Annotated in this window: 15 protein-coding genes; 5 read left to right on the forward strand and 10 right to left on the reverse strand. The window is 36.7% G+C overall.

All coding sequences use genetic code 11. The features are described 5' to 3' along the window. The first annotated feature begins 65 nt into the window (after positions 1 to 65). A complete protein-coding gene (locus tag MJQ71_RS14465; RefSeq protein ID WP_238807342.1) occupies positions 66 to 1,637 on the forward strand; it encodes a serine hydrolase in 1,572 nt (523 codons plus the stop codon). A gap of 47 nt (positions 1,638 to 1,684) precedes the next feature. Then, positions 1,685 to 2,467 carry an L-fucose dehydrogenase gene (locus tag MJQ71_RS14470; RefSeq protein ID WP_238807343.1) on the forward strand — a complete coding sequence of 261 codons (783 nt, stop codon included), beginning with the start codon at positions 1,685 to 1,687 and terminating at the stop codon, positions 2,465 to 2,467. Positions 2,468 to 2,609: 142 nt separating this feature from the next. Here the strand turns inward: MJQ71_RS14470 and MJQ71_RS14475 are convergent, their stop codons facing one another. From MJQ71_RS14475 to MJQ71_RS14485, 3 genes are all read right to left on the reverse strand, one after another. Continuing rightward, positions 2,610 to 5,033 (reverse strand): M1 family metallopeptidase, encoded by a 2,424-nt coding sequence (locus MJQ71_RS14475; RefSeq protein WP_238807344.1) that lies wholly within the window; start codon positions 5,031 to 5,033, stop codon positions 2,610 to 2,612. 101 nt (positions 5,034 to 5,134) lie between these two features. Next, positions 5,135 to 5,587: a RidA family protein gene (locus tag MJQ71_RS14480; protein WP_238807345.1), complete on the reverse strand. Its 453-nt coding sequence runs from the start codon at positions 5,585 to 5,587 to the stop codon at positions 5,135 to 5,137. A 171-nt stretch (positions 5,588 to 5,758) separates the two neighbouring features. Further along, the gene (locus tag MJQ71_RS14485) at positions 5,759 to 7,108 is read right to left on the reverse strand and encodes a sugar porter family MFS transporter (protein ID WP_238807346.1); all 1,350 of its coding nucleotides are present in this window, start codon (positions 7,106 to 7,108) and stop codon (positions 5,759 to 5,761) included. A gap of 150 nt (positions 7,109 to 7,258) precedes the next feature. Here MJQ71_RS14485 and recF point away from each other — a divergent pair, with 150 nt between their 5' ends. Continuing rightward, positions 7,259 to 8,341, forward strand: coding sequence for a DNA replication/repair protein RecF (recF, locus tag MJQ71_RS14490; protein ID WP_238807347.1), 1,083 nt, complete (start codon positions 7,259 to 7,261; stop codon positions 8,339 to 8,341). 44 nt (positions 8,342 to 8,385) lie between these two features. Here the strand turns inward: recF and MJQ71_RS14495 are convergent, their stop codons facing one another. The 5 genes from MJQ71_RS14495 to gnd all read right to left on the reverse strand — a co-directional run bounded on the left by MJQ71_RS14495 (position 8,386) and on the right by gnd (position 15,261). Beyond that, positions 8,386 to 10,836: an endonuclease MutS2 gene (locus MJQ71_RS14495; RefSeq protein ID WP_238807348.1), complete on the reverse strand. Its 2,451-nt coding sequence runs from the start codon at positions 10,834 to 10,836 to the stop codon at positions 8,386 to 8,388. 80 nt (positions 10,837 to 10,916) lie between these two features. Beyond that, entirely contained in the window at positions 10,917 to 11,966 is a 1,050-nt protein-coding gene (locus MJQ71_RS14500; protein WP_238807349.1) for an NHL repeat-containing protein, read from the reverse strand. A 42-nt stretch (positions 11,967 to 12,008) separates the two neighbouring features. Continuing rightward, the gene (locus MJQ71_RS14505) at positions 12,009 to 12,818 is read right to left on the reverse strand and encodes a metallophosphoesterase family protein (protein ID WP_238807350.1); all 810 of its coding nucleotides are present in this window, start codon (positions 12,816 to 12,818) and stop codon (positions 12,009 to 12,011) included. A gap of 127 nt (positions 12,819 to 12,945) precedes the next feature. Further along, on the reverse strand, positions 12,946 to 14,358 hold the full coding sequence (locus tag MJQ71_RS14510; protein ID WP_238807351.1) for a gluconokinase: 1,413 nt from the start codon (positions 14,356 to 14,358) through the stop codon (positions 12,946 to 12,948). Positions 14,359 to 14,361: 3 nt separating this feature from the next. Next, positions 14,362 to 15,261: a phosphogluconate dehydrogenase (NAD(+)-dependent, decarboxylating) gene (gnd, locus tag MJQ71_RS14515; protein ID WP_238807352.1), complete on the reverse strand. Its 900-nt coding sequence runs from the start codon at positions 15,259 to 15,261 to the stop codon at positions 14,362 to 14,364. 227 nt (positions 15,262 to 15,488) lie between these two features. On the opposite strand from gnd, the gene MJQ71_RS14520 reads away from it, so the two are divergent. Continuing rightward, positions 15,489 to 16,760, forward strand: coding sequence for an acyltransferase family protein (locus MJQ71_RS14520; RefSeq protein WP_238807353.1), 1,272 nt, complete (start codon positions 15,489 to 15,491; stop codon positions 16,758 to 16,760). A gap of 107 nt (positions 16,761 to 16,867) precedes the next feature. Further along, positions 16,868 to 17,287, forward strand: a complete 420-nt coding sequence (locus MJQ71_RS14525; protein WP_238807354.1) for a nucleoside-diphosphate kinase — start codon at positions 16,868 to 16,870, stop codon at positions 17,285 to 17,287. A gap of 72 nt (positions 17,288 to 17,359) precedes the next feature. Here MJQ71_RS14525 and MJQ71_RS14530 read toward each other — a convergent pair whose 3' ends face one another. Further along, positions 17,360 to 18,349, reverse strand: a complete 990-nt coding sequence (locus tag MJQ71_RS14530; protein WP_238807355.1) for a Gfo/Idh/MocA family protein — start codon at positions 18,347 to 18,349, stop codon at positions 17,360 to 17,362. Between the two features lie 45 nt (positions 18,350 to 18,394). Next, positions 18,395 to 20,257, reverse strand: coding sequence for a T9SS type A sorting domain-containing protein (locus MJQ71_RS14535; protein ID WP_238807356.1), 1,863 nt, complete (start codon positions 20,255 to 20,257; stop codon positions 18,395 to 18,397). Positions 20,258 to 20,280: the final 23 nt, after the last annotated feature.

Raw genomic sequence — 20,280 nt, forward strand, 5'->3', positions numbered from 1 at the left:
TGTGTTTTCCTGTAAATACAATAAATTTACACAAAACAGCAATAATTCATCTTCATTCTATCAATATGAAACAACTCAACACATTCTTCAAAACAACACTTTCTCTTTTTATTCTGACGTTAAGCGTTTTTTCGAGCCAAGCCCAAACAATTACTTCGACCGAAATTGATGCTTTGGTTGAACGAACGCTCAAAACGTTCGATGTACCAGGAATAGCCGTAGCGGTTATCAAAGACGACAAAGTGATTCATGCCAAAGGTTATGGCGTTCGTTCGTTAAAAACCATGCAAAAAGTAGATGAAAATACACTTTTTGGCGTAGCCTCAAATAGTAAAGCTTATACAGCGGCAGCTTTGGGAATGTTGGTTGATGAAAAAAAACTCAAATGGGACGATAAAGTGACCGACTATATTCCAGAGTTTAAAATGTATAATCCTTTTGTGACTGAAGAATTTACGATAAAAGACTTGTTGACGCACCGTAGCGGTTTGGGTTTAGGTGCAGGCGATTTGATGATGTGGCCAGATTCGAGTAATTTCACCAAAGCAGATATAATTCATAACTTACGTTTCTTAAAACCCGTTTCGAGTTTCCGTACCAAATACGACTACGACAATAACCTTTATATCATTGCTGGCGAAGTTGTGGCAAGAGTTGCGGGCATTTCTTGGGAAGAATTTATCGAAACACGCATCATGCAAGTACTTGGCATGAATAAAAGTGCTGCATCGTTGAGCAGATTAAAAGATAAATCGAATGTAATTGACCCGCACGCACCTGTCAATGGAAAAGTGCAAGCCATTGGGATTGATTGGAGCGAAACTGCTAATGCTGCTGGTGGAATTTATAGCAGCGTTTCGGATATGAGTAAATGGGTTATTGCACAAATCAACGGAGGAAAATATGGTGACGGTTCAAAAAGACTTTTTAGTAACGAAGTACACGAAGAAATGTGGTCGCCTCAAACAATTATTCCTGTGCGAGGTTCAACGCCTTATAATACACACTTTTCAAGCTACGGTTTAGGTTGGTTTTTGAGCGATGTAAAAGGCTATAAACAAGTCACTCATACAGGCGGACTGGCAGGAATTGTGACACAAGTTACGATTTTGCCCGAATTGAAATTAGGTATTATCGTATTTACTAATCAACAAGTTGGAGCGGCGTTTACGGCAATTACAAATACAATTAAAGATAGCTATTTGGGAATGCCAAAAGTTGACCGTGTAGCCGAATATCATGCCCGTGTTGTAGCAGGAAATGAAAATGCCAAGAAAATTACAGACCAAATTTGGGCTGCTATTGATGCTCAACAAAAGAATTCAACAAAAATTGACCTTAATCAATTCGTTGGCGTTTTCCGTGATGCTTGGTTTGGCGATGTAACTATTTCGTTGAAAAATGGCAAATTGATGTTTGATTCAAAACGTTCGCCACGACTTTCTGGTGAAATGCTCTATTATAAAGGCAATACTTTTGTAGCCAAGTGGAAAGACAGAAGCCTTGATGCAGACGCTTTTGTAAAATTCAATTTAGATACTGAAGGTAAGGCATCAGGAATTACAATGGAAGCTATTTCGCCATTAACCGATTTTAGCTTCGATTTTCAAGATTTAGAGTTTCATGTTGTGAAATAATTTAGACACATTTATTCAACCTTTATTAAAAATTGACCATCAATCAAATGAATCTTAATTTATCAGAAAAAATAATTATTGTATCTGGCGGTGCAAAAGGAATTGGCGAAGGTATCGTGAAAGTACTTGCCAACGAAGGTGCGATTGCGGTAATTATTGGCAGAAATGAACATGACAATTTGAAATTAGTTAACGAAATTGAGCAATTAGGACAAAAATGTTACCAAGTAGTTGCCGAACTTTCACAACCTGCCGAATGCGAAAAAGCAATCAAGGAAGTAGTTGAAAAATTTGGCAGAATTGATGGATTAGTCAACAATGCAGGTGTAAACGATGGAGTTGGCTTGGAAAATGGTAATTATGAGCGATTTATGGAATCGTTGCACAAAAACTTAGTTCATTACTATTTGTTGGTTCACCATGCTTTGCCCTTCTTAAAAACATCAAAAGGCTCGATTGTAAATATTGGTTCAAAAACTGCAGAAACTGGTCAAGGAGGAACTTCAGCCTATGCCGCCGCAAATGGAGGGCGAAGTGCATTAACCCGTGAATGGGCCGTCGAATTATTGCCTTACGGAATTCGGGTAAATTCATTAATTGTTGCCGAATGTTTTACACCACTTTACGAAAAATGGATTCAAACATTGCCAAATCCAGCAGAAACTTTGGAAAAAATTAACTCAAAAATTCCTTTAGGCAATCGTATGACAACAGCTGAAGAAATTGCGAATATGGTTGTTTTTCTTCTTTCTGATAAATCAAGTCATACAACTGGGCAATTAATTCATGTTGATGGTGGTTATGTGCATTTGGATAGAGCTTTGCTTTAAAAAAACATTTGACCATTAAATTATAGTTGTTTTCTCTTAAAAGTCGTGACTCATATTTCTTTGAAATGAAGACAACAAAAAGCGGTTAGAAAATATTTTCTAACCGCTTTTTGTTATTAACGCAACTTCAAATTAAATAATATTAATTTTTACCACTTGTTTGTGTTCCAGCTGGTTGGCTTTGTTTCGCTTGTTGCATTGGGTTTTGACCTTGCGGACGGAACGAACCTTGTTTGAAAGCTTGGAATTTAGTTGGTTTTTCTGGTTCACGAGGGAACGCATTATTATCAGTGTCAATATCAGCAATTTCGTAGAAAGGGTCAAGTGTAAACTTGGTTACTTTCTTCGTAGTTGGGATTGTTTTTTTCACTTCTTTATCATTCAAACGCCATATTTCTGCAGGAATTCTTACGATTTCGCTTGTTCCATCTTCATAATCCATTTTGATGATTACAGGCATTGGTAATCCTCCTTTATTTTTCACTTTTACTACATAATAGTTCTTGCCCGACTCCAATAATTTACGTTCGTCTTCGCTCAAGCTTGATTTATATTGCTCTGATTTTTGCTTATCCGATGCCGTTACAGCGTATCTATCATAAGAGTTGTAAAAATCACGCATGGTAGAATCAGCTTCCACAACTGTTTGTTTAATATCAGTTTGGTTACGAATATTACTCAATGTTTGTTTTTTCGCTTCTGCATCTGCTTTTTCGGCTGCTTTTTTTGCAATTGGGTCTTGATTATCGGCAGCATACCATTCTACTTCGGCTAAATCTTGGTCGGCAGGCTCAACGCCATAAAACCAACCTTTCCAGAACCAATCTAAATCAACACCTGAAGCATCTTCCATTGTACGGAAGAAATCGGCAGGAGTCGGCGATTTGAAAGCCCAACGGCGAGCATATTCTTTGAAAGCATAATCAAATAACTCTCGTCCCATAACGGTTTCACGCAAGATATTTAAACCTGTTGCTGGTTTTGCATAAGCATTTGGTCCAAACGCCATAATATTGTCCGAACTCGACATAATTGGCACTTGTTGAGTTTTATCGGTTTTCATATAAGGTACAATATTTTGTGGCTCACCACGGCGAGAAGGGAAGTTTCTATCCCACTCTTGCTCAGCCAAATATTGACAGAAAGTATTCAAACCTTCATCCATCCAAGACCATTGACGCTCATCTGTATTAACAATCATTGGGAAGAAATTGTGTCCAACTTCGTGGATAATTACGCCAATCATACCTGCTTTTGTTCCTTCAGAATAAGTGCCATCTGCTTCTGGACGCCCTCCATTAAACGAAATCATTGGATATTCCATTCCTCCGCCAGCAGTTGCATGACAAGATATTGCCACAGGATAAGGATATTGAACCGTACGATTTCCGTAGCTTCTCAAGGTATGTTCAACAGTACGAGTTGAGTATTGTCCCCAAAGTGGATTTCCTTCTTTTGAATAGAATGACATACTCCAAATCTTACGTCCATTATTATAAATATCTGTTTGCATGGCATCCCAAATAAATTTACGAGACGACGTAAACGCGAAATCACGTACATTGGTTGCTTTATAAATCCATGTTTTCTTACCAGTTGGCTTGGCTTTTTCTGCTGCAACTGCCTCTTCTTGCGTTACAATTACAACAGGCGTTTTAGAGTTAGCTGCTTGTTGTAATCTTTTCGCTTGTGTAGCGGAAAGTACTTTGTCATAATTTTGGCATTCGCCTGTTGCTCCAACAATGTGGTCATTTGGCACCGTAATTTCTACTTTATAATCACCGAAAGGAAGTGTAAATTCTCCTTGTCCCAAGAATTGTTTGTGTTGCCAACCGTTTACATCATCATAAACTGCCATACGAGGAAACCAGTGAGCGATGAAATAGTTATAGTTACCATCTTTTGGAAAAAACTCCATTCCCGAACGGCCATAATAATTGGTGATATTATAATTCCAATCAATACGGAATGCGTAAGACAAACCTGGTTTCAATGGTGTAGGAATCTCAATACGCATCATTGTGTTATTGATGGTATATTTCAAATCTGCACCTGTTTTAGCATCTTTCACGACCGTAATTTTATAGCCGTATTCTTTATCGCCCGAGATTCCACCAAAAACCGATGAAGGAGCATTTACATTTTGAAGTGCATTAAACGACATTCCTTGTGCATCAACGCCGCCAGTTTTTGTCATGGCATTAATTGACGATTTTTCAAATAAATTTTGGTCCAATTGTAACCACAAATAACGTAACTCATCAGGTGATTTATTGGTATATGTAATCACTTCCGTTCCAATGATTTTTTGATTAGCATCATCTAATTCTGCTTTGATGTCATAATCAGCTTTTTGTTGCCAATAATCTTTTCCTGGAGCACCCGATGCTGTACGATAAGTATTTGGCGTTGGAAGCTCTGTTCCCATTTGTTCAAAACGGGTATTTGCATTATATTGATTACCACCTTGTTGGGCAAACGAAAATAATGCTTGAAGAATCAAAAGTGTAGCGAAAAGGAGTTCTGTTACTCGAAACGCTCTACCTAATACTGATAGTTTTTTCATAAAACATGATGAAGGGTTAGTAAAAAAACAAATATAAATAATTAAGAAGTATTATTTACTCAAAATGAGGCATTTATGAATTTTTTGAGACGATTGAGCCTTTATTTTCGACGAGGCTTAAAAGGCACAGCAGCAACCACAGCAATTTGGATATTTGCCCCACCTGGCAGATTTGCTACCCCAACTGTGGTTCGTGCAGGAAAATCACCAGTAAAATACCTTCCGTAAATCTCATTAACTTTGGCAAAGTTACCGATGTCTTTGATATAAATCGTTGTATTTACAATATCACTCAGCTTTGCTCCTGCGGCCTCAACAACAGCTTGGATGTTTTCCATGATGCGAATAGTTTCTGGCTCAATTCCTCCTTCAACCAATTTTTTGGTGGCTGGGTCAAGTCCAATTTGTCCTGCAACAAAAAGCAATCCATTCGATTTCACGCCTTGGCTATAAGGTGCAATTGGTACGGGAGCTTTATCGGTTTTAACAATTTCTTTGTGTTGAGCAAACACAAGATTTGATACAAAAAGCAAACATAAACACACTTTTTTCATATTTTCTTTGTTTTGGATGAAGAAATAAACGTCCTACTCTTATGCAATATAATAGGAAAATTTGAAATTTTAGAAGCCTCTTACTTATACAATTTTGACATTTAAAAAACAAACGAGGCATAACCCACAAAAATGAATCATGCCTCGTTTTAAACTAAAATATGTTAAATCTCAATTATATCTCTTCTCAATTTCTTCCAAACTCATGCCTTTTGTTTCAAAAACAATGTATTTGGCGAAAAGCAAACCGAGTAACACAACCGTCATATAAATACCAAAAATACCGCCATTTGTGCCGAGCGATGTTGCCGCCAAAATCGGAAATGAGTAAGCCACACCCGCATCAAAAAGCCAGTGATTGAAACTTCCCATACTCGAAGCAAAGCCCCTGATTTTGAGTGGATAAATCTCCGAAATCAATAACCAACCCAATGGCCCAAGGCTAATTGCAAAGAAAATAATATATACATAAACACCGCCCACGAGCATTATTTTTTGCAATTCTGGACTAAGCGAATCTTTCATATAAAATGCCAAACCAACGGTTGCTAAACAAATAGCCGTTCCGATAAGCCCTGTATAGAGAATTTGTTTTCTACCAAATTTATCCAAAATCAAAATTGCTCCAAAAGTTGTCAAAGCGTTGATAACCCCAACCCCAACCGTTGCTAAAGCAGCTGTACTGCCATCAGGAAAAACATTTTTAAAAATATCTGTGGAGAAGTAAATAATCGCATTAATTCCTGAAAACTGTTGAATGAAAAAAATACCGATTCCGATAAACAACGGAATACGTAAACGCTTACTAAACAGCATTCTCCAGTCGCCTTTGTTGTGTTTTTCGTCTTCGATAATTTGTCGAGTTTGGGCAACTTCTAATATTGCTTGCTCAGGTGTTCGCAAACGATTCAAGACTTCAAGAGCTTCAGCATCACGACCTTTACCAATCAACCAACGAGGGCTTTCTGGCACAAAAAACATTCCGACCATCAAAACTGCCGCAGGAATAAAACCTGTCCAAAACATACTTCTCCAACCATCTTCTTTGTCGGCAAAGAAATATCCAACTACATAGGAAAGCAAAATTCCGAGCGTAATTGCCAATTGAAAGAAAGTCACCAATTTTCCTCTTTTATCAGTTGGGGCAATTTCTGCCAAATAAAGCGGCACTGTTGATGCAACAATACCAATAGCCAAACCCAAAAATAAACGTCCAATAATCAAAAAAGTAACCGTTGGAGCAATAGCTGTAAGAATCGAACCGACAACAAACACCAAAGAGGCTATAATATTAATTTTTTTTCGACCGAGTAAATCAGTCAAAGGACCACTAATAAAAGGGCCAGCCATACCACCAAACAAAACGGCACTCACAATAAAGCCTTCTGTTTCGGGGCTTGGTTGAAATTTTGCACGAAGTTGAGGCAAAGCAACATTGATAACACCTGTATCAAAGCCAAAAAGTAAGCCGCCTGTTGCAGCAACAGCAGCAATAAAATAAAGAAGCGAGTTTTTATTCATCAGAACAATTAATAGGTTAAGTAAGTATTAGGATTACAAATAAACTAAACTTTAGTGAAAAATGCCTAATTTCGTAGCACAGAATATGTTATGTTAAGTCAGTTTTTTACAAACGAGTGAATTTACTGCGGCAGGACGAAAAACAAAACGATGTTTTTAGACAAAATTTATCTTTCAAATTTCAAAAATTACGAAGAAGCAAACTTCACATTTTCTAGCCAAGTAAATTGTATTGTGGGAGAAAACGGTAGCGGCAAAACAAATTTGCTCGATGCTGTTTACTTTTTGGCTTTAAGTAAAAGTGCTATTCATAGCCAAGATGCTCTCAATATCAATCACGATGCTGACGTGATGATGATTGACGGAATTTTTAGAAAAGGAGACAAAAAACACCAAATTACTTGTTCGATACAACGTGGACAAAGAAAGGTTTTGATGCACGACAAAAAACCTTACGAACGCCTTGCCGACCATATTGGGCAGTTTCCTGTTGTATTGATTGCCCCCGATGACACCGAACTAATCAAAGAAGGAAGCGAAGGTAGAAGGCGTTTTTTTGATGGTGTTCTTTCGCAAATGGATAATGAGTATTTGGCTGATTATCAACATTATAATAAACTTTTAGAGCAACGAAATAGTTTATTAAAAATATTTTTTGAGAGAAACTTTCTCGACCTAGATTTGCTCGATACTTATTCTGACCCATTGGTAAAACTCGCTCTACGGATTTTTGACCAACGAAAAAACTTTATCGAGAAATTTCTGCCAATTTTCAAAAAACATTATCAAATTTTAGGCGAAGGGCGTGAGGAAGTAGAAATTATCTATGAATCAGAAGTGGCAAGTGACGAATTTGTACAAGAATTTCGACTAAATAGACAAGTTGATGTGAAAGCTCAACGTACAACCAAAGGCATTCATAAAGACGATTATGTATTTGAAATCGACCGTTATCCAGTCAAGAAATTTGGTTCGCAAGGTCAACAAAAATCTTTTGTGATGGCTTTGCGATTGGCACAATTTGAAATGTTAGAAGCATTTAGAGAAGTAAAACCAATTTTGCTTTTAGATGATATTTTTGATAAACTTGACGACAGAAGAATCCAAAAACTTATTGAAAGCATTGATAATCAAACATTTGGACAGGTTTTTATAACCGATGCTCGCCCCGAACGCACAGAGAAGATTTTAGAAAATGTGAGGGCAGAAGTTAATTATATTCGGACAAAATAGCGACAAGGCATACCAAAGATTTGTTGCCTTGTCGCTACAATAAATCACTTCATCTTCACAATCGTTACGCCTTGACCGCCACGGTCGGCGTGTTCGTCGGTAGTACTTGAAACTTGTTTGTATCCTCGTAAATGTTGGCGAATAAGTGTACGCAAAATGCCATCACCTTTTCCATGAACAATTCGTAGTTCGGGATAGCCCAACATTATCGCATCGTTCATCAATGTATCAACTTCTCCGAGAGCTTCTTCGCTTCTTTTGCCACGTAAATCAACATTGAAACTAAAATTTACCATTTTTTCGTTCATGTCAATTCCCGAAATTTTTGCACGAATGCTTTCTTTAGTAGCTTCTTTATACTCTTTTTTACTCATTTTCTCCAAACGACTGAGTTTGATATTGGTTTTGAGTTCACCAATTGCTACCTCAACATCTTTTCCTCTAATCGCCAAAACTTCTCCAATGGTCGCTTGTCCTTTGATTCGGACATAATCTTTCACACCAATTTCACCATTGCTAGTTTCCCATTCTTCGCCCGCTGCAGCTTTTATTTCCTCAACTTTTTGAAGTTTTAACTCTTTTTCTTCAAAAACTTGTAATTCCTGCCGAAGTTGTTTTGTGGCATCTCGTTCGGCTTTTCCTTCTTTTATTTCTCGAATCGTGTTTTCTATTTTCCGATTTGCTTCTTTAAGTAATTCTTTGGCTTGAGCTTTGGCTTCATTCAAAATTTTCTTTTTTTCCACATCCAAAAAATTCTTCAAACCAGTATATTGCTCAAGCGTATTGGTCAATTTTTGATTTTTTTCTATAAATTCTTTGTTTTTTTCGGAGAAAACCTTCTTTTCAATCTCTAATTCTTTGATTAATTTTTCAAAATCAATCTGTTGTGTACCCAACTTTCGTTTCGCATTCTCAACAATTTGCTTCGATAAACCAATCTTTTGAGCAACTTCCAAAGCAAACGAACTACCTGGTTTACCAATTTCGAGTTCATACAATGGCTCTAAATGTTCGGCATCAAATTTCATTGCACCATTTACTGTACCATCGTGTTTATCAGCAAAAACTTTCAGATTTGTGTAGTGCGTGTTGATTACGCCATGAGCATTTGATTTGAGTAATTGCTCCAAAATCGACTCAGCAATCGCTCCGCCCAAACTTGGTTCTGTACCAGTCCCAAATTCGTCAATAAGAAACAAAGTAAATTTATTCGCAAAATTGACAAAATGTTTCATGTTTGTCAGGTGCGAACTGTACGTACTAAGGTCGTTTTCGATGCTTTGTTCATCGCCAATATCAATAAAAATATTCTTGAAAACACCTACTTTTGAATCTGGCGAAACAGGTACAAGTAAGCCACATTGTGCCATGTACTGCACTAAACCAATGGTTTTGAGCATGACCGATTTTCCTCCCGCATTTGGCCCAGAAACCAGCACAATTCGGTTGTTTTTATCAAGTTTTATAGTCAATGGAACAACACTTTTACCTTGTTTTTTAAATGACAAATGCAAAAGTGGATGCTTGGCTCTGTACCATTCAAGGGCTTGAGTTTCAACTAAAAGAGGTGCAGTTGCGTCAATTTCTAAAGCAAATTTGGCTTTTGCCCGTATAAAATCTATGATTCCAAGGAAAAGATAAGCCTTACGCAAAGCAGGCACGTGCGGACGAATAAAGTCTGTCAAACGTTCCAAAATCTTCACAATTTCACGGCGTTCACGGGCTTCCAATTCTCGTATTTCGTTATTGGCTTCCAATACTTCGGCAGGTTCTACGAAAGCCATTTGCCCCGTTGCCGACTCGTCATGCACAAATCCTTTGAGTTTACGTTTATGTTCTGATAAAATTGGAATTACCATTCGACCATCTCGAATCGTGAGCGACATTTCATCGCCAATCCAACCGCTATTTCGGACAGTTCGGAGAATTCTCTCTAAAGTTTTACGCAAATCAATTTGCTCAGAAATCAAACGACGACGAATATCCATCAATTCAGGTGAAGCGTTGTCTCGCACTTTGCCTCGTTCGTCAATAATTTTATCAATCTGAGAAATGACCGCTGCCCAACCATCCGACCCTATTTTTGCAGCAACACCTTCACCAAAAACTGGCAATGAATTAATCACTAATGTTTTTAATTCGGGATAAATATTGTCTTCTTTCACTTTGAAAAAGTGAATAATCTGTTGAATTGTACGAAGTGAAAGTTTTATTTCAAAAAACTGCTCTTCACTCACAAATGCACCTTCAATGGCAGCTCGTGAAAGAGCATCGCTGACGTCAATATAATTTTGCTGCGGGAAATCTGATTCAGTTTGTAAAATCAACTTAAATTCGGCCGCTTGGCGATGCAAACGGTCAATTATTTTAAAATCATCAGAAAAACGGATTTTTTCGACAAAAGCTCGTCCAAGCGAACTCACGCATTGCTCTGCGATGTGTTCACGAATTTTGTCAAAGCCTAATTTTTGTTCTATATTTTGAGGGTAAACCATGAAAATTATGATAAATAAATACAAATTTATCATAATTTTCTGGTGTTTGGGCTATTTTGAAGCAGGATATTCAGCGATTTTTAAACTCGCTCCAACTTAATCGGATACGTTTTTCGAGAAGCCCATTGAGGTACATAAATATTATCATCGCTATCGATACAAACATCGTGCGGATGCAAGAACACGTTAAAAGGGTCTTGTTTGCGTTGTTCTTGAAGTTGATTATTTTGATAAATCGGTTCGCTACCGCCTGGTGTTGAAACAACTCGGTCATTTTTATCCAAAATAGTAATATATCCAGAATTTGGATACGAATCAGAAGTTGAGCGAAAAGCAGCTCCGTAGAGATTTTCTCCTTTAATAACTGGGCGACAAATATACGTTCCTGGCAAAGCAATTGTTGAAAGATATTTACCATCGAGCGTAAATCGTTTCCAACAGTTTTCAATTCTTGAAGTAACTATTAGCATTGGATTTTGCTTGTTGCGGGTATCTACCACTACGCCATGATTACACTTAAATTTATCAACGCCATCTCCGCCACCGCCCCAATGACGAATATATTTTCCTTTTGAATCATATTGGATTACGTAATTTAAACCATAACCATCAGTTATATAAATATCGCCGTTGGCTGGATTTACTGCACTTTCGGTTGGTTTAAATTGACCAGGATAATCATATTTTCCAGTTTCCTTTGGATATTCAATTTTGAAAATTTCTTTTCCTTTTAAATCCGTTTTGATAACTTGATTACGGTCTGTATCACAAATGAGCAAAAATTGTTCACCACCTTCATTCAAAAGCGTAAGTCCGTGTCCGCCTGGATAAGAATTTCCCCAAGTTTCTAGCAATTTGCCTGATTTATCATAAATCAAAACATTGTTTTTTGTTTCGTTGCCAAGCATAATTAGGCGGCCTTTGGCGTCTTCAACCATTTCATGGCAATCATTGACAGGGTTTTTTCCAGAATCCAAAACACCCCAGCCAGTTTTTACTCGGTATTTATGCGAATTATGTCCGATGATAATTTCATCATTTTTTCCAAAACTTACTTCTGGAAAACTAGCGATAGCCGTCGTTATTCCTGTAATTTTCAAGAAATTTCGACGAGTTAAATATTCGTTCATTAGTTTGTTATAAGGTTGAATAAAGGTTTTTGTTAACAAATATTATAAAACTGCTTCATTTATTTTAGTATCTGGATTCATAATATAAGTCAAGATGGTATTGTTTTTTTGAAGTTCTACAATTCTGAAACCACGATATGCAGTTCCCCAATTGCCACCAAAATGTGCATCAAACATATACGGAATGCCATCTTGCGTTTTTATACCTTCTTGGTCATGGTCATGCCCGTTAAAAATAGCACGAACGTTTTTATATTGCTTCAATAAGGACTGAAATTCAGGACTATCGACAGCATTATCAGTCCATTTTACGGGAGTAATATGAATAAAAATAAAAACGTTTTTCTTCTTTTTGTGTTCTTCAAGTTTTTTCTTAAACCATTCTATATCAGGTGGCAAATATTTCCCTTCGGTGTTTGAGGTTGTGCCAAAAAGAAAAGCATTATTTCCATAAACATAATCATAGTTGGTCGGAACACCCCAAACTCGTTCCCATTCCTCGGGCGTTGCACGGTCATGATTTCCTTGTGTTACAAAATAAGGTATGATGAGGTCATCAAAATAACTTTTGGCTGTTGAGAGAAAATTTACATCATCATGAATAATATCACCATTGATTACACAAAAATCAACATATTGTTGACGATGCTGTAAATTGATGTGTTTGACCAAGTTTTCAAAATACGCTTTATAATCGGTATTGGGTTGCCCGAAATGGCCATCAGAAGCAACAATAAAACGTAAACTGGCTTTTTTTGCCAATAACTCTTCTGCAAAAGCTGGTAAAATACTGCCATCAGCCAACAAAAACGTAGCAAATGAAACTTGTTTGATAAAATCTTTACGTTTCATAAATGAAGATTTTCTTTAAATTTTAAGAACTAAATTTGTACCTTTTATTTGGTTCATACAAAAATTTAAGTGTTTATTTAATCTTACTTTTTGAAATATCAATCCCACACATAATTTCAATATATTTTCAGAACTCATCTTTCAGTTTTTCGTACAAACGTTCAAATTTTGTGTGCAAAATGGCATAAGTTTGTTTGTTTTCTGGATTAGGAAAAAACTCTTTTCCAACATTTTTGAGAATATTTTTCGGCTTGAGTTTCATAGATTTCATCGCAATAAGCACTGCTCCCCACGCCGAGCCCTCAACATTTGCCGAAACAACTACTTTTTTCTGGAATATATCGGCCACGAGTTGCAACCAAAAATCACTTTTTGCAAAACCCCCACTAGCACAAATTTCTTCAACAGGAAACTTTTCCATCAGCACTTTTCCAACTGAATACAGGTTTAGAATCAAACCTTCCATCACAGCACGAATTAAATGTGCTTGCGAGTGATTGATACTCAGTCCGAAAAAAACTCCTTTGGCATCAGCATTCCAAACTGGAGCTCTTTCACCTAAAATATAAGGTAAAAACAACAAGTTTTCAGCTCCTGCTGGTATTTTTTCAGCTTTTTCTATTAGTTCCTCAGTCGATGCAGTAGTTTGCAATATTTGTTCTTTCAACCATTGTATTACTACGGCTCCATTATTGGTTGCACCGCCAATCACATGTTGGTTTTCTGAAAGTAAATAATTGAAAGTTCGCATCTGTGGGTCAGAATAATATTCATTCACGCAAATTCTGACCGCACCGCTCGTTCCCATCGTAAAAGCCAATTTACTTTTCCCTGTGGCGTTTGTACCCAAATTGGCTAATGGGCCATCAGCAGCACCAATAATATAATTAAGTGCTTGATGGGTTCTTGAAAAAGTTGTTGGAACAATTTTTGGCAATTTTTCCTCTCCAATGCCTACCAATGATAAAACTTTCTTATCCCAACATAAATCCTTAATGTTCATTATGCCCGTTGCAGATGCCAGCGACTCGTCTATTTCGTATTGGCCAAAGATTTTGTGCCAAACGTATTCTTTAATACCAATAAATTTATGAGCTTTTCGAAAAGTTTCGGGTTCGTTTTCTTTCAGCCAAAGTATTTTACACAAAAACGAAAATGGGTGAATAGGCGTACCAGTTCTCTGATAAATTTTTTGTCCTAACTCACTTTTTTTAAGCGTATTACCAATATCAATAGCTCGATTATCTGCCCAAACGATTAGGTTTGTTAACGGTTTGCCAGCAATATCAACTACCATAATGCTGTGCATGGCTGATGAAAAACTAAGCGTTTCGAGTAATGAGCGTTTATCTAAAAACGTCAAACATTGGTTTACGGCTTCGTAAATCTCATCAGGGTTTTGTTCGCTCCAATTCGGTTTTGGATGAAACATTTCATAGGCGATGCTTTTTTGAGCTAAAACATTACCTGAAACATCGAAAACAACGGCTTTTGTACTTGTCGTGCCAATGTCAATACCTGTAAAATAGTTTTGCTCCATTATTTAGGCTTTTTCCACAGCGTGACCACCAAACTCGTTTCGTAAAGCAGCTACAACTTTTCCTGAAAATGTATCCGTTTGTTGTGAGCGATAACGCATCATCAACGAAAGAGCAATTACAGGTGTTGCAACGCCCATATCAAGTGCAGTTTCGAGTGTCCATTTTCCTTCGCCAGATGAGTGCATAATTCCTTTGATTGCATCAAGTTTTGCATCTTTTCTGAAAGCATTTTCAGTCAATTCCATCAACCAGCCACGCACTACCGAGCCATGATTAAACATTTTGGCAACTGCTTCAAAATCAAGGTCATAATCTGATTTTTCAAAAAGCTCAAAACCTTCCGCAATAGCTTGCATCATGCCGTATTCGATACCATTATGAACCATTTTCACGAAATGTCCACTTCCTGCTTCGCCTGTATATAAATAACCATTTTCGAGAGAAATTGCCTTAAAAACCTTTTCTACATAGTCAAAAGTAGCTTTATCACCGCCAATCATTGTACAAGCTCCATTCAAAGCACCGCTCGTACCTCCACTTGTGCCACAATCCAAAAATGCTATTTGTTTGGCTTTGAGTGCATGATATCTTCTGACAGAGTCTTTGAAATTTGAATTTCCACCATCAATAATGATATCATTGGGTTTTAAATATTCGGTCAATTCTTCTATTACTTCATCAACAATTTCGCCTGATGGAACCATTAACCAAATTACTTTTCTGCCTTTAAGTTTATCACATAGGCTTTCTAATGAATAAGCCCCTAAAATTCCACCTTCTTCTCCAATTTTATCAACCGATTCGACATTTACATCTTGGGCTATCACTTCGTAGCCATTATTTTTTAAGTTTAGAGCTAAATTATAGCCCATTTTACCAAGTCCTACGATTCCGATTTGCATAGTTTTGTTTATTAAGGTATTGTTTGAATCGTAAAAATACAAAACCCTCACAATAATTTTGCACGATTAAAATGATTTTCAAGCTGCACTTATTTTTGTAACTATTTTTAAGCCTTTTCTATCAAAACTTAATAAACTTCATAAGCTTTTATGCAATATTTAGTGTTTGAATCAACAAAACCATTGAGATTTCTTATCTTGCAGTAGTAACCGACAAACCCTTATCAATGAAAGAACGCCTTACTTCACTTGACGTTTTTAGAGGCATGACCATCATGCTGATGACTATCGTAAATAATCCTGGAGACTGGGGGAATATTTATGCCCCGCTCGAACACGCCGAATGGCACGGATGCACACCAACCGATTTGGTTTTTCCTTTCTTTTTATTTATTGTCGGTATTTCAACGGTGCTTTCCATGCCCGTACAGAAGTTCGACCAATCGGTTTTACAGAAAATCTTAACGCGTGCATTGAGAATTTTTTTGTTGGGTTTATCACTCAACTTTTTTTCAAAAATACATCTTGGTTCGCTCGAAGGCATTCCTTTAATGTTTGTCCGTTTGATTTTTACGGCAATCATCACTGTTTTATTATTAGGCGAATATGACCGAAAAAAGCAACTATATGTAGCCATTAGTTTATTTATTTTAATGATGATTTTGTGTTTTGGTGGCTTTGAAGAATTTAGCTCCGTTCGCATTCCTGGGGTTTTACAGCGAATTGCAGTTGTTTATTTAATAGTATCAATTATTTATGCCACAACAAATGCTACTGTACAAATTATCATTGGACTAGTTTGTTTGTTGGGTTATTGGGCTTTAATGACACTCATTCCTGTTCCGAATGTGGGGCCAGCAAATTTTGAGAAAGGAACAAACCTTGCTGCTTGGCTTGATAATTATTTATTGCCTGGACATCTTTGGGTGACATCAAAAACCTGGGACCCAGAAGGAATTTTAAGTACATTGCCCGCTATTGGAACTGGTTTGGCAGGGGTTTTTACAGGAAAATTGCTCACTAATAATTTCCCGAAAAACAAAAAAGCAGTTTATTTACTCTCGGCAGGAGTTGTGGGTATGATGATTGGTTTACTTTGGAACGATGTTTTTCCGATAAATAAAGCTCTTTGGACAAGTTCTTACGTATGTTATGCCGCTGGTTTAGCTCTTTTTGTGCTTGGCATACTTTATTTTGTTATTGATGTACTTGGCTTTGATGTTTGGGTAAAACCTTTCGTGATTTTTGGAGTAAATCCGATGCTTGTTTTTTTCTTTTCAGGAATCATACCACGAGCATTAAACATGATAAAAGTTGCACAACCTGAAAACCTCGAAAACCCAACGGAAGGTTTGGTTGCATGGTTGTACAGCCATTGGATTGTACCTTTTTTTAGCGAACCCAAAAACGCTTCTTTAGCAGGAGCGTTGACTTACCTATTGATTTGGTTTGTGATTTTGGTATGGTTCGATAAAAAGAAAATGATATTTAAGGTATAATTTCATAATACTAACTTCTCATCAAATCTGTACAAAACTAACTCAAATGCTTTCATTCAAAGAAAAATAAGTATTTTTACGGAAAATTATTAAACATATATTACGCAATGGCAACAAACAGAACATTCACGATGATTAAGCCACATGCTGTGGCTGATAACAATATCGGAGGAATTACGGCGATGATTGAGGCGGCAGGTTTCAGAATCGTAGCTATGAAAAAAACACAATTATCGGCGGCTCAAGCTGGTAAATTTTATGAAGTACACAAAGAAAGAGGATTTTACGGCGAATTATGCGAAATGATGTCTTCAGGGCCGATTATTCCAATGATTTTGGAGAAAGAAAATGCCGTTGCAGATTTTCGTACTTTGATTGGTGCAACCAATCCTGCAAATGCAGAGGAAGGAACTATTCGTAAAAAATATGCAAAATCAATGGGCGAAAATGCCATTCATGGTTCGGATTCTGACGAAAATGCTGCCATTGAAGGTGCTTTTTTCTTCGGTGTGATTGAGCAATATTAATTTATTTTTAGATTTGACAACTTTCAGTGGTGCTACGACTCTCAAAGTTGTCAAATCTGTTCATATCGAAGTTTAATCTATTCCTTCGTAAATAATTCCTGCTTTTTGTCTGATTTCATCCAATAAACTTATCAATTTCACACTCATCGAAAGTGGCATTTTCTCGCTTTCTTTTCTTCCTTCTCGCAAGCACTCGTTTACTTCTTCAATTTCAAAATTATACCCAAATGTTTTGCGTGGAAAACTAAATTTCACAGGTTTATTCTCGCCTTCATAGAGCGTTATTCGCTTTGCCTCCATAAATCGACCTTCAATATGAATATATCCTTTTTCTCCATAAATAAAAGCCTCGGTTCTGGTACGAGATTTCAATGTGCAATTCAAAACCGCCGTTGCATTATTTTTATAGCCTAAAACAAAACTAGTCGCCTCATCAATTCCTGTTTCTCCAAAATTACTAATCGCCTGAATATGAGTAGGATAGCCCAAGAAAAGTAAACTCAAATAGGCAGGATAAATGCCAATATCAAGTAAAGCTCCGCCACCAAGATTAGGATTTAACAGTCGTTTTTCGGGAGCAAATGGAGCCACGAAACCAAAATCGGCATGAATCGTTTTTACTTTTCCAATTTTATCTTCAGCTATTAAATCTAATGTTTTTTGAATGGCAGGAATAAAGCGAGTCCACATGGCTTCCATTAAAAATGTGTCATTTTCACGAGCCGATTCTATCATTTTTTGAACCTGTTTCAAATTCATTGCGAAGGGTTTTTCGCATAAAACAGGGATTTTATGTTTTAAACACAAAAGTGTATTTTCTGCATGCAAAATATGAGGTGTAGCAATATAAATTGCATCCAAATCTGGAGTTTCAAAAATACTTTCGTAAGAGTCGTAAGAATACGGAGCGTTGTATCGAATCGCAAACTCTTTTGCTCTTTCGAGCGAAGTTGAAGAAGCTACGGCGTGCAGTTGAGCATTTTTAACAGCCGATAAATCTGTGGCAAATTTTTCGGCAATTTTTCCAACGCCAATAATTCCCCATTTAATATTTTTTTTCATCCTAATTTGTTTTCTTTTATGAAAGCTAAATTAAGTTAAAAAGGATTACCGAATTACTATTTTCTCTACAATTTTATGATTATTAATTTCTAAAAGAAGAAAATAAATGCCCGCATTGATTGTATTATTCAATGAAACTTGTACTTGATTTTCATCTAAACTTTGCGTTTCTAACGAAATTGGCAAACCAATTATATCCAAAAGTTGAATATTCTTCGGCAAAACAGCATTAGTTTTAATGAAAAAGTAAGGATTTTCGACTGGGTTAGGGAAAACAGAAAAATTGTTTTCTTCCAAAACCTTTTCAGCTTCTAGGATAGAAAGTGTTATATTGATGGTTTTATAAATATATTCTTTTCCCACATCGTCATAGAACTTTAGACGGTAGTAGTTTTTCCCATAAAATGGTTTTTGGTGTGTATAAGTATAGTTTTTTTTTACGTTGGAATTTCCCGAAGCAGAACCCAGAAATATAACACTATACTGGTTTTGGTCGATGCTATGTTCAATTATAAAACTTTTTGAACGGACTTCTACGGAACTTTCCCATGTTAATTTCACGTACTCATCGGCTGTGACACTTGCAGAAAAGTCTTTCACCTGAACAGGTAATTGATTACCAACTTTAACCGCCCAAAAATCAGTTCCACCTTTATTGTCTGTCAAGTCACCATCAACAGAAAATGAATTTCCTGCAATAATAAAACCACCATCAGATGTTGGAAAAGCTCCACGGGCAATGTCGGTATCAGCTCCACCAAACATGGTATGATTGGTGATAAGTCCCGAATTTTCAATATTTACGAGCCACAAATCACCTACTGGGCCTTTGGGTTTAACCTTTCCGATTTCCGAACTACTGATACCCATTGCATAAATTTTGCCAGTTGTTGTTGTTTTTACAGTATAAAGCCCATCAATATCTGTTCCGCCAGTTAGTACTTTCCATGACAATTCTCCTTCGTAGGTATATTTTACCAAAAACCCATCTTTTTGACCAACATTATCTTTCATATCTCCATTACTTGAATTTGTTTCTCCGACAATAATATAGGCATTATCGGATGTTTCAACAGCAGAAAAACCAATATCTAAATCTGTACCCCCTAATCCCTTTTGCCATAAAACTTTTCCTGAAAAATCAGTTTTAACTACAAAAACATCAATAAAACCTTTACCAGCACCCGAAATTTCGAGATTAGACCCATCTGTTCCACCGACCATTAAAAAACCGCCATCAGAGCAAACGATTACTTCATTCATCCAATCGTTTTTGGCACTGCCAAAAGTTTTTGACCATTGTATTTCACCAGTTGGTTTAAGTTTTGATAGCCAAAAGTCTGCTGTATTAACAGGAATGATACTTGCTCCAATGATAAAACCCCCATCTGGTGTCAGTTTAATTGTAGGTTTAGAGTTTGCGTCTGCTTTTGCAAATGCAATTTCTCCTGTGTTATAGCCACTAGCAAAAACTTTTCGCCATTCAATTGAGCCATCAGTCTTTAATTTTAATAAAATAAGTCCGCCTCTAGAACCGTTTCCAGTGCCTTCTCCATCAGTAGATAACGTTGTAGATAAGACTAATATCCCTTTATCTTTTGTTTCAATTACATCAGTAGCTACGTCGTCTCTGGTTCCACCAAAAGTTTTTAACCAAACTAATTCTCCCCAATTATTAAGTTTAGCGACCAAAATATCACTTCCTCCTTTAGAAGCGGGTATATCACCATCTTTATTAGTATTGGTTGAACCTACAATGACATATCCACCATCAGAAGTAGGTGTTGCAGCATAAGCATATTCATTATTTTTTCCCCCTAAATTTTTCTGCCAATTAATCGTCAGATTTTGAGCCAACAATGACGAATGATAAATTATAAATACAGTGAGAAGATAAATGTATTTCATTATAAATTATATAGGTAAGATAG

It is taken from the genome of Emticicia aquatica, assembly GCF_923079645.1.
Taxonomy (GTDB): domain Bacteria; phylum Bacteroidota; class Bacteroidia; order Cytophagales; family Spirosomataceae; genus Emticicia; species Emticicia aquatica.

Excerpts from the sequence above, each read along its gene's own strand:
- MJQ71_RS14465 (WP_238807342.1), top strand. The coding sequence starts at position 66 with ATGAAACAACTCAACACATTCTTCAAAACAACACTTTCTCTTTTTATT.
- MJQ71_RS14475 (WP_238807344.1), bottom strand. The coding sequence starts at position 5,033 with ATGAAAAAACTATCAGTATTAGGTAGAGCGTTTCGAGTAACAGAACTC.
- MJQ71_RS14520 (WP_238807353.1), top strand. The coding sequence starts at position 15,489 with ATGAAAGAACGCCTTACTTCACTTGACGTTTTTAGAGGCATGACCATC.
- MJQ71_RS14530 (WP_238807355.1), bottom strand. The coding sequence starts at position 18,349 with ATGAAAAAAAATATTAAATGGGGAATTATTGGCGTTGGAAAAATTGCC.
- recF (WP_238807347.1), top strand. The coding sequence starts at position 7,259 with ATGTTTTTAGACAAAATTTATCTTTCAAATTTCAAAAATTACGAAGAA.
- MJQ71_RS14495 (WP_238807348.1), bottom strand. The coding sequence starts at position 10,836 with ATGGTTTACCCTCAAAATATAGAACAAAAATTAGGCTTTGACAAAATT.
- MJQ71_RS14500 (WP_238807349.1), bottom strand. The coding sequence starts at position 11,966 with ATGAACGAATATTTAACTCGTCGAAATTTCTTGAAAATTACAGGAATA.
- MJQ71_RS14535 (WP_238807356.1), bottom strand. The coding sequence starts at position 20,257 with ATGAAATACATTTATCTTCTCACTGTATTTATAATTTATCATTCGTCA.
- MJQ71_RS14485 (WP_238807346.1), bottom strand. The coding sequence starts at position 7,108 with ATGAATAAAAACTCGCTTCTTTATTTTATTGCTGCTGTTGCTGCAACA.
- gnd (WP_238807352.1), bottom strand. The coding sequence starts at position 15,261 with ATGCAAATCGGAATCGTAGGACTTGGTAAAATGGGCTATAATTTAGCT.
- MJQ71_RS14525 (WP_238807354.1), top strand. The coding sequence starts at position 16,868 with ATGGCAACAAACAGAACATTCACGATGATTAAGCCACATGCTGTGGCT.
- MJQ71_RS14480 (WP_238807345.1), bottom strand. The coding sequence starts at position 5,587 with ATGAAAAAAGTGTGTTTATGTTTGCTTTTTGTATCAAATCTTGTGTTT.
- MJQ71_RS14470 (WP_238807343.1), top strand. The coding sequence starts at position 1,685 with ATGAATCTTAATTTATCAGAAAAAATAATTATTGTATCTGGCGGTGCA.
- MJQ71_RS14505 (WP_238807350.1), bottom strand. The coding sequence starts at position 12,818 with ATGAAACGTAAAGATTTTATCAAACAAGTTTCATTTGCTACGTTTTTG.
- MJQ71_RS14510 (WP_238807351.1), bottom strand. The coding sequence starts at position 14,358 with ATGGAGCAAAACTATTTTACAGGTATTGACATTGGCACGACAAGTACA.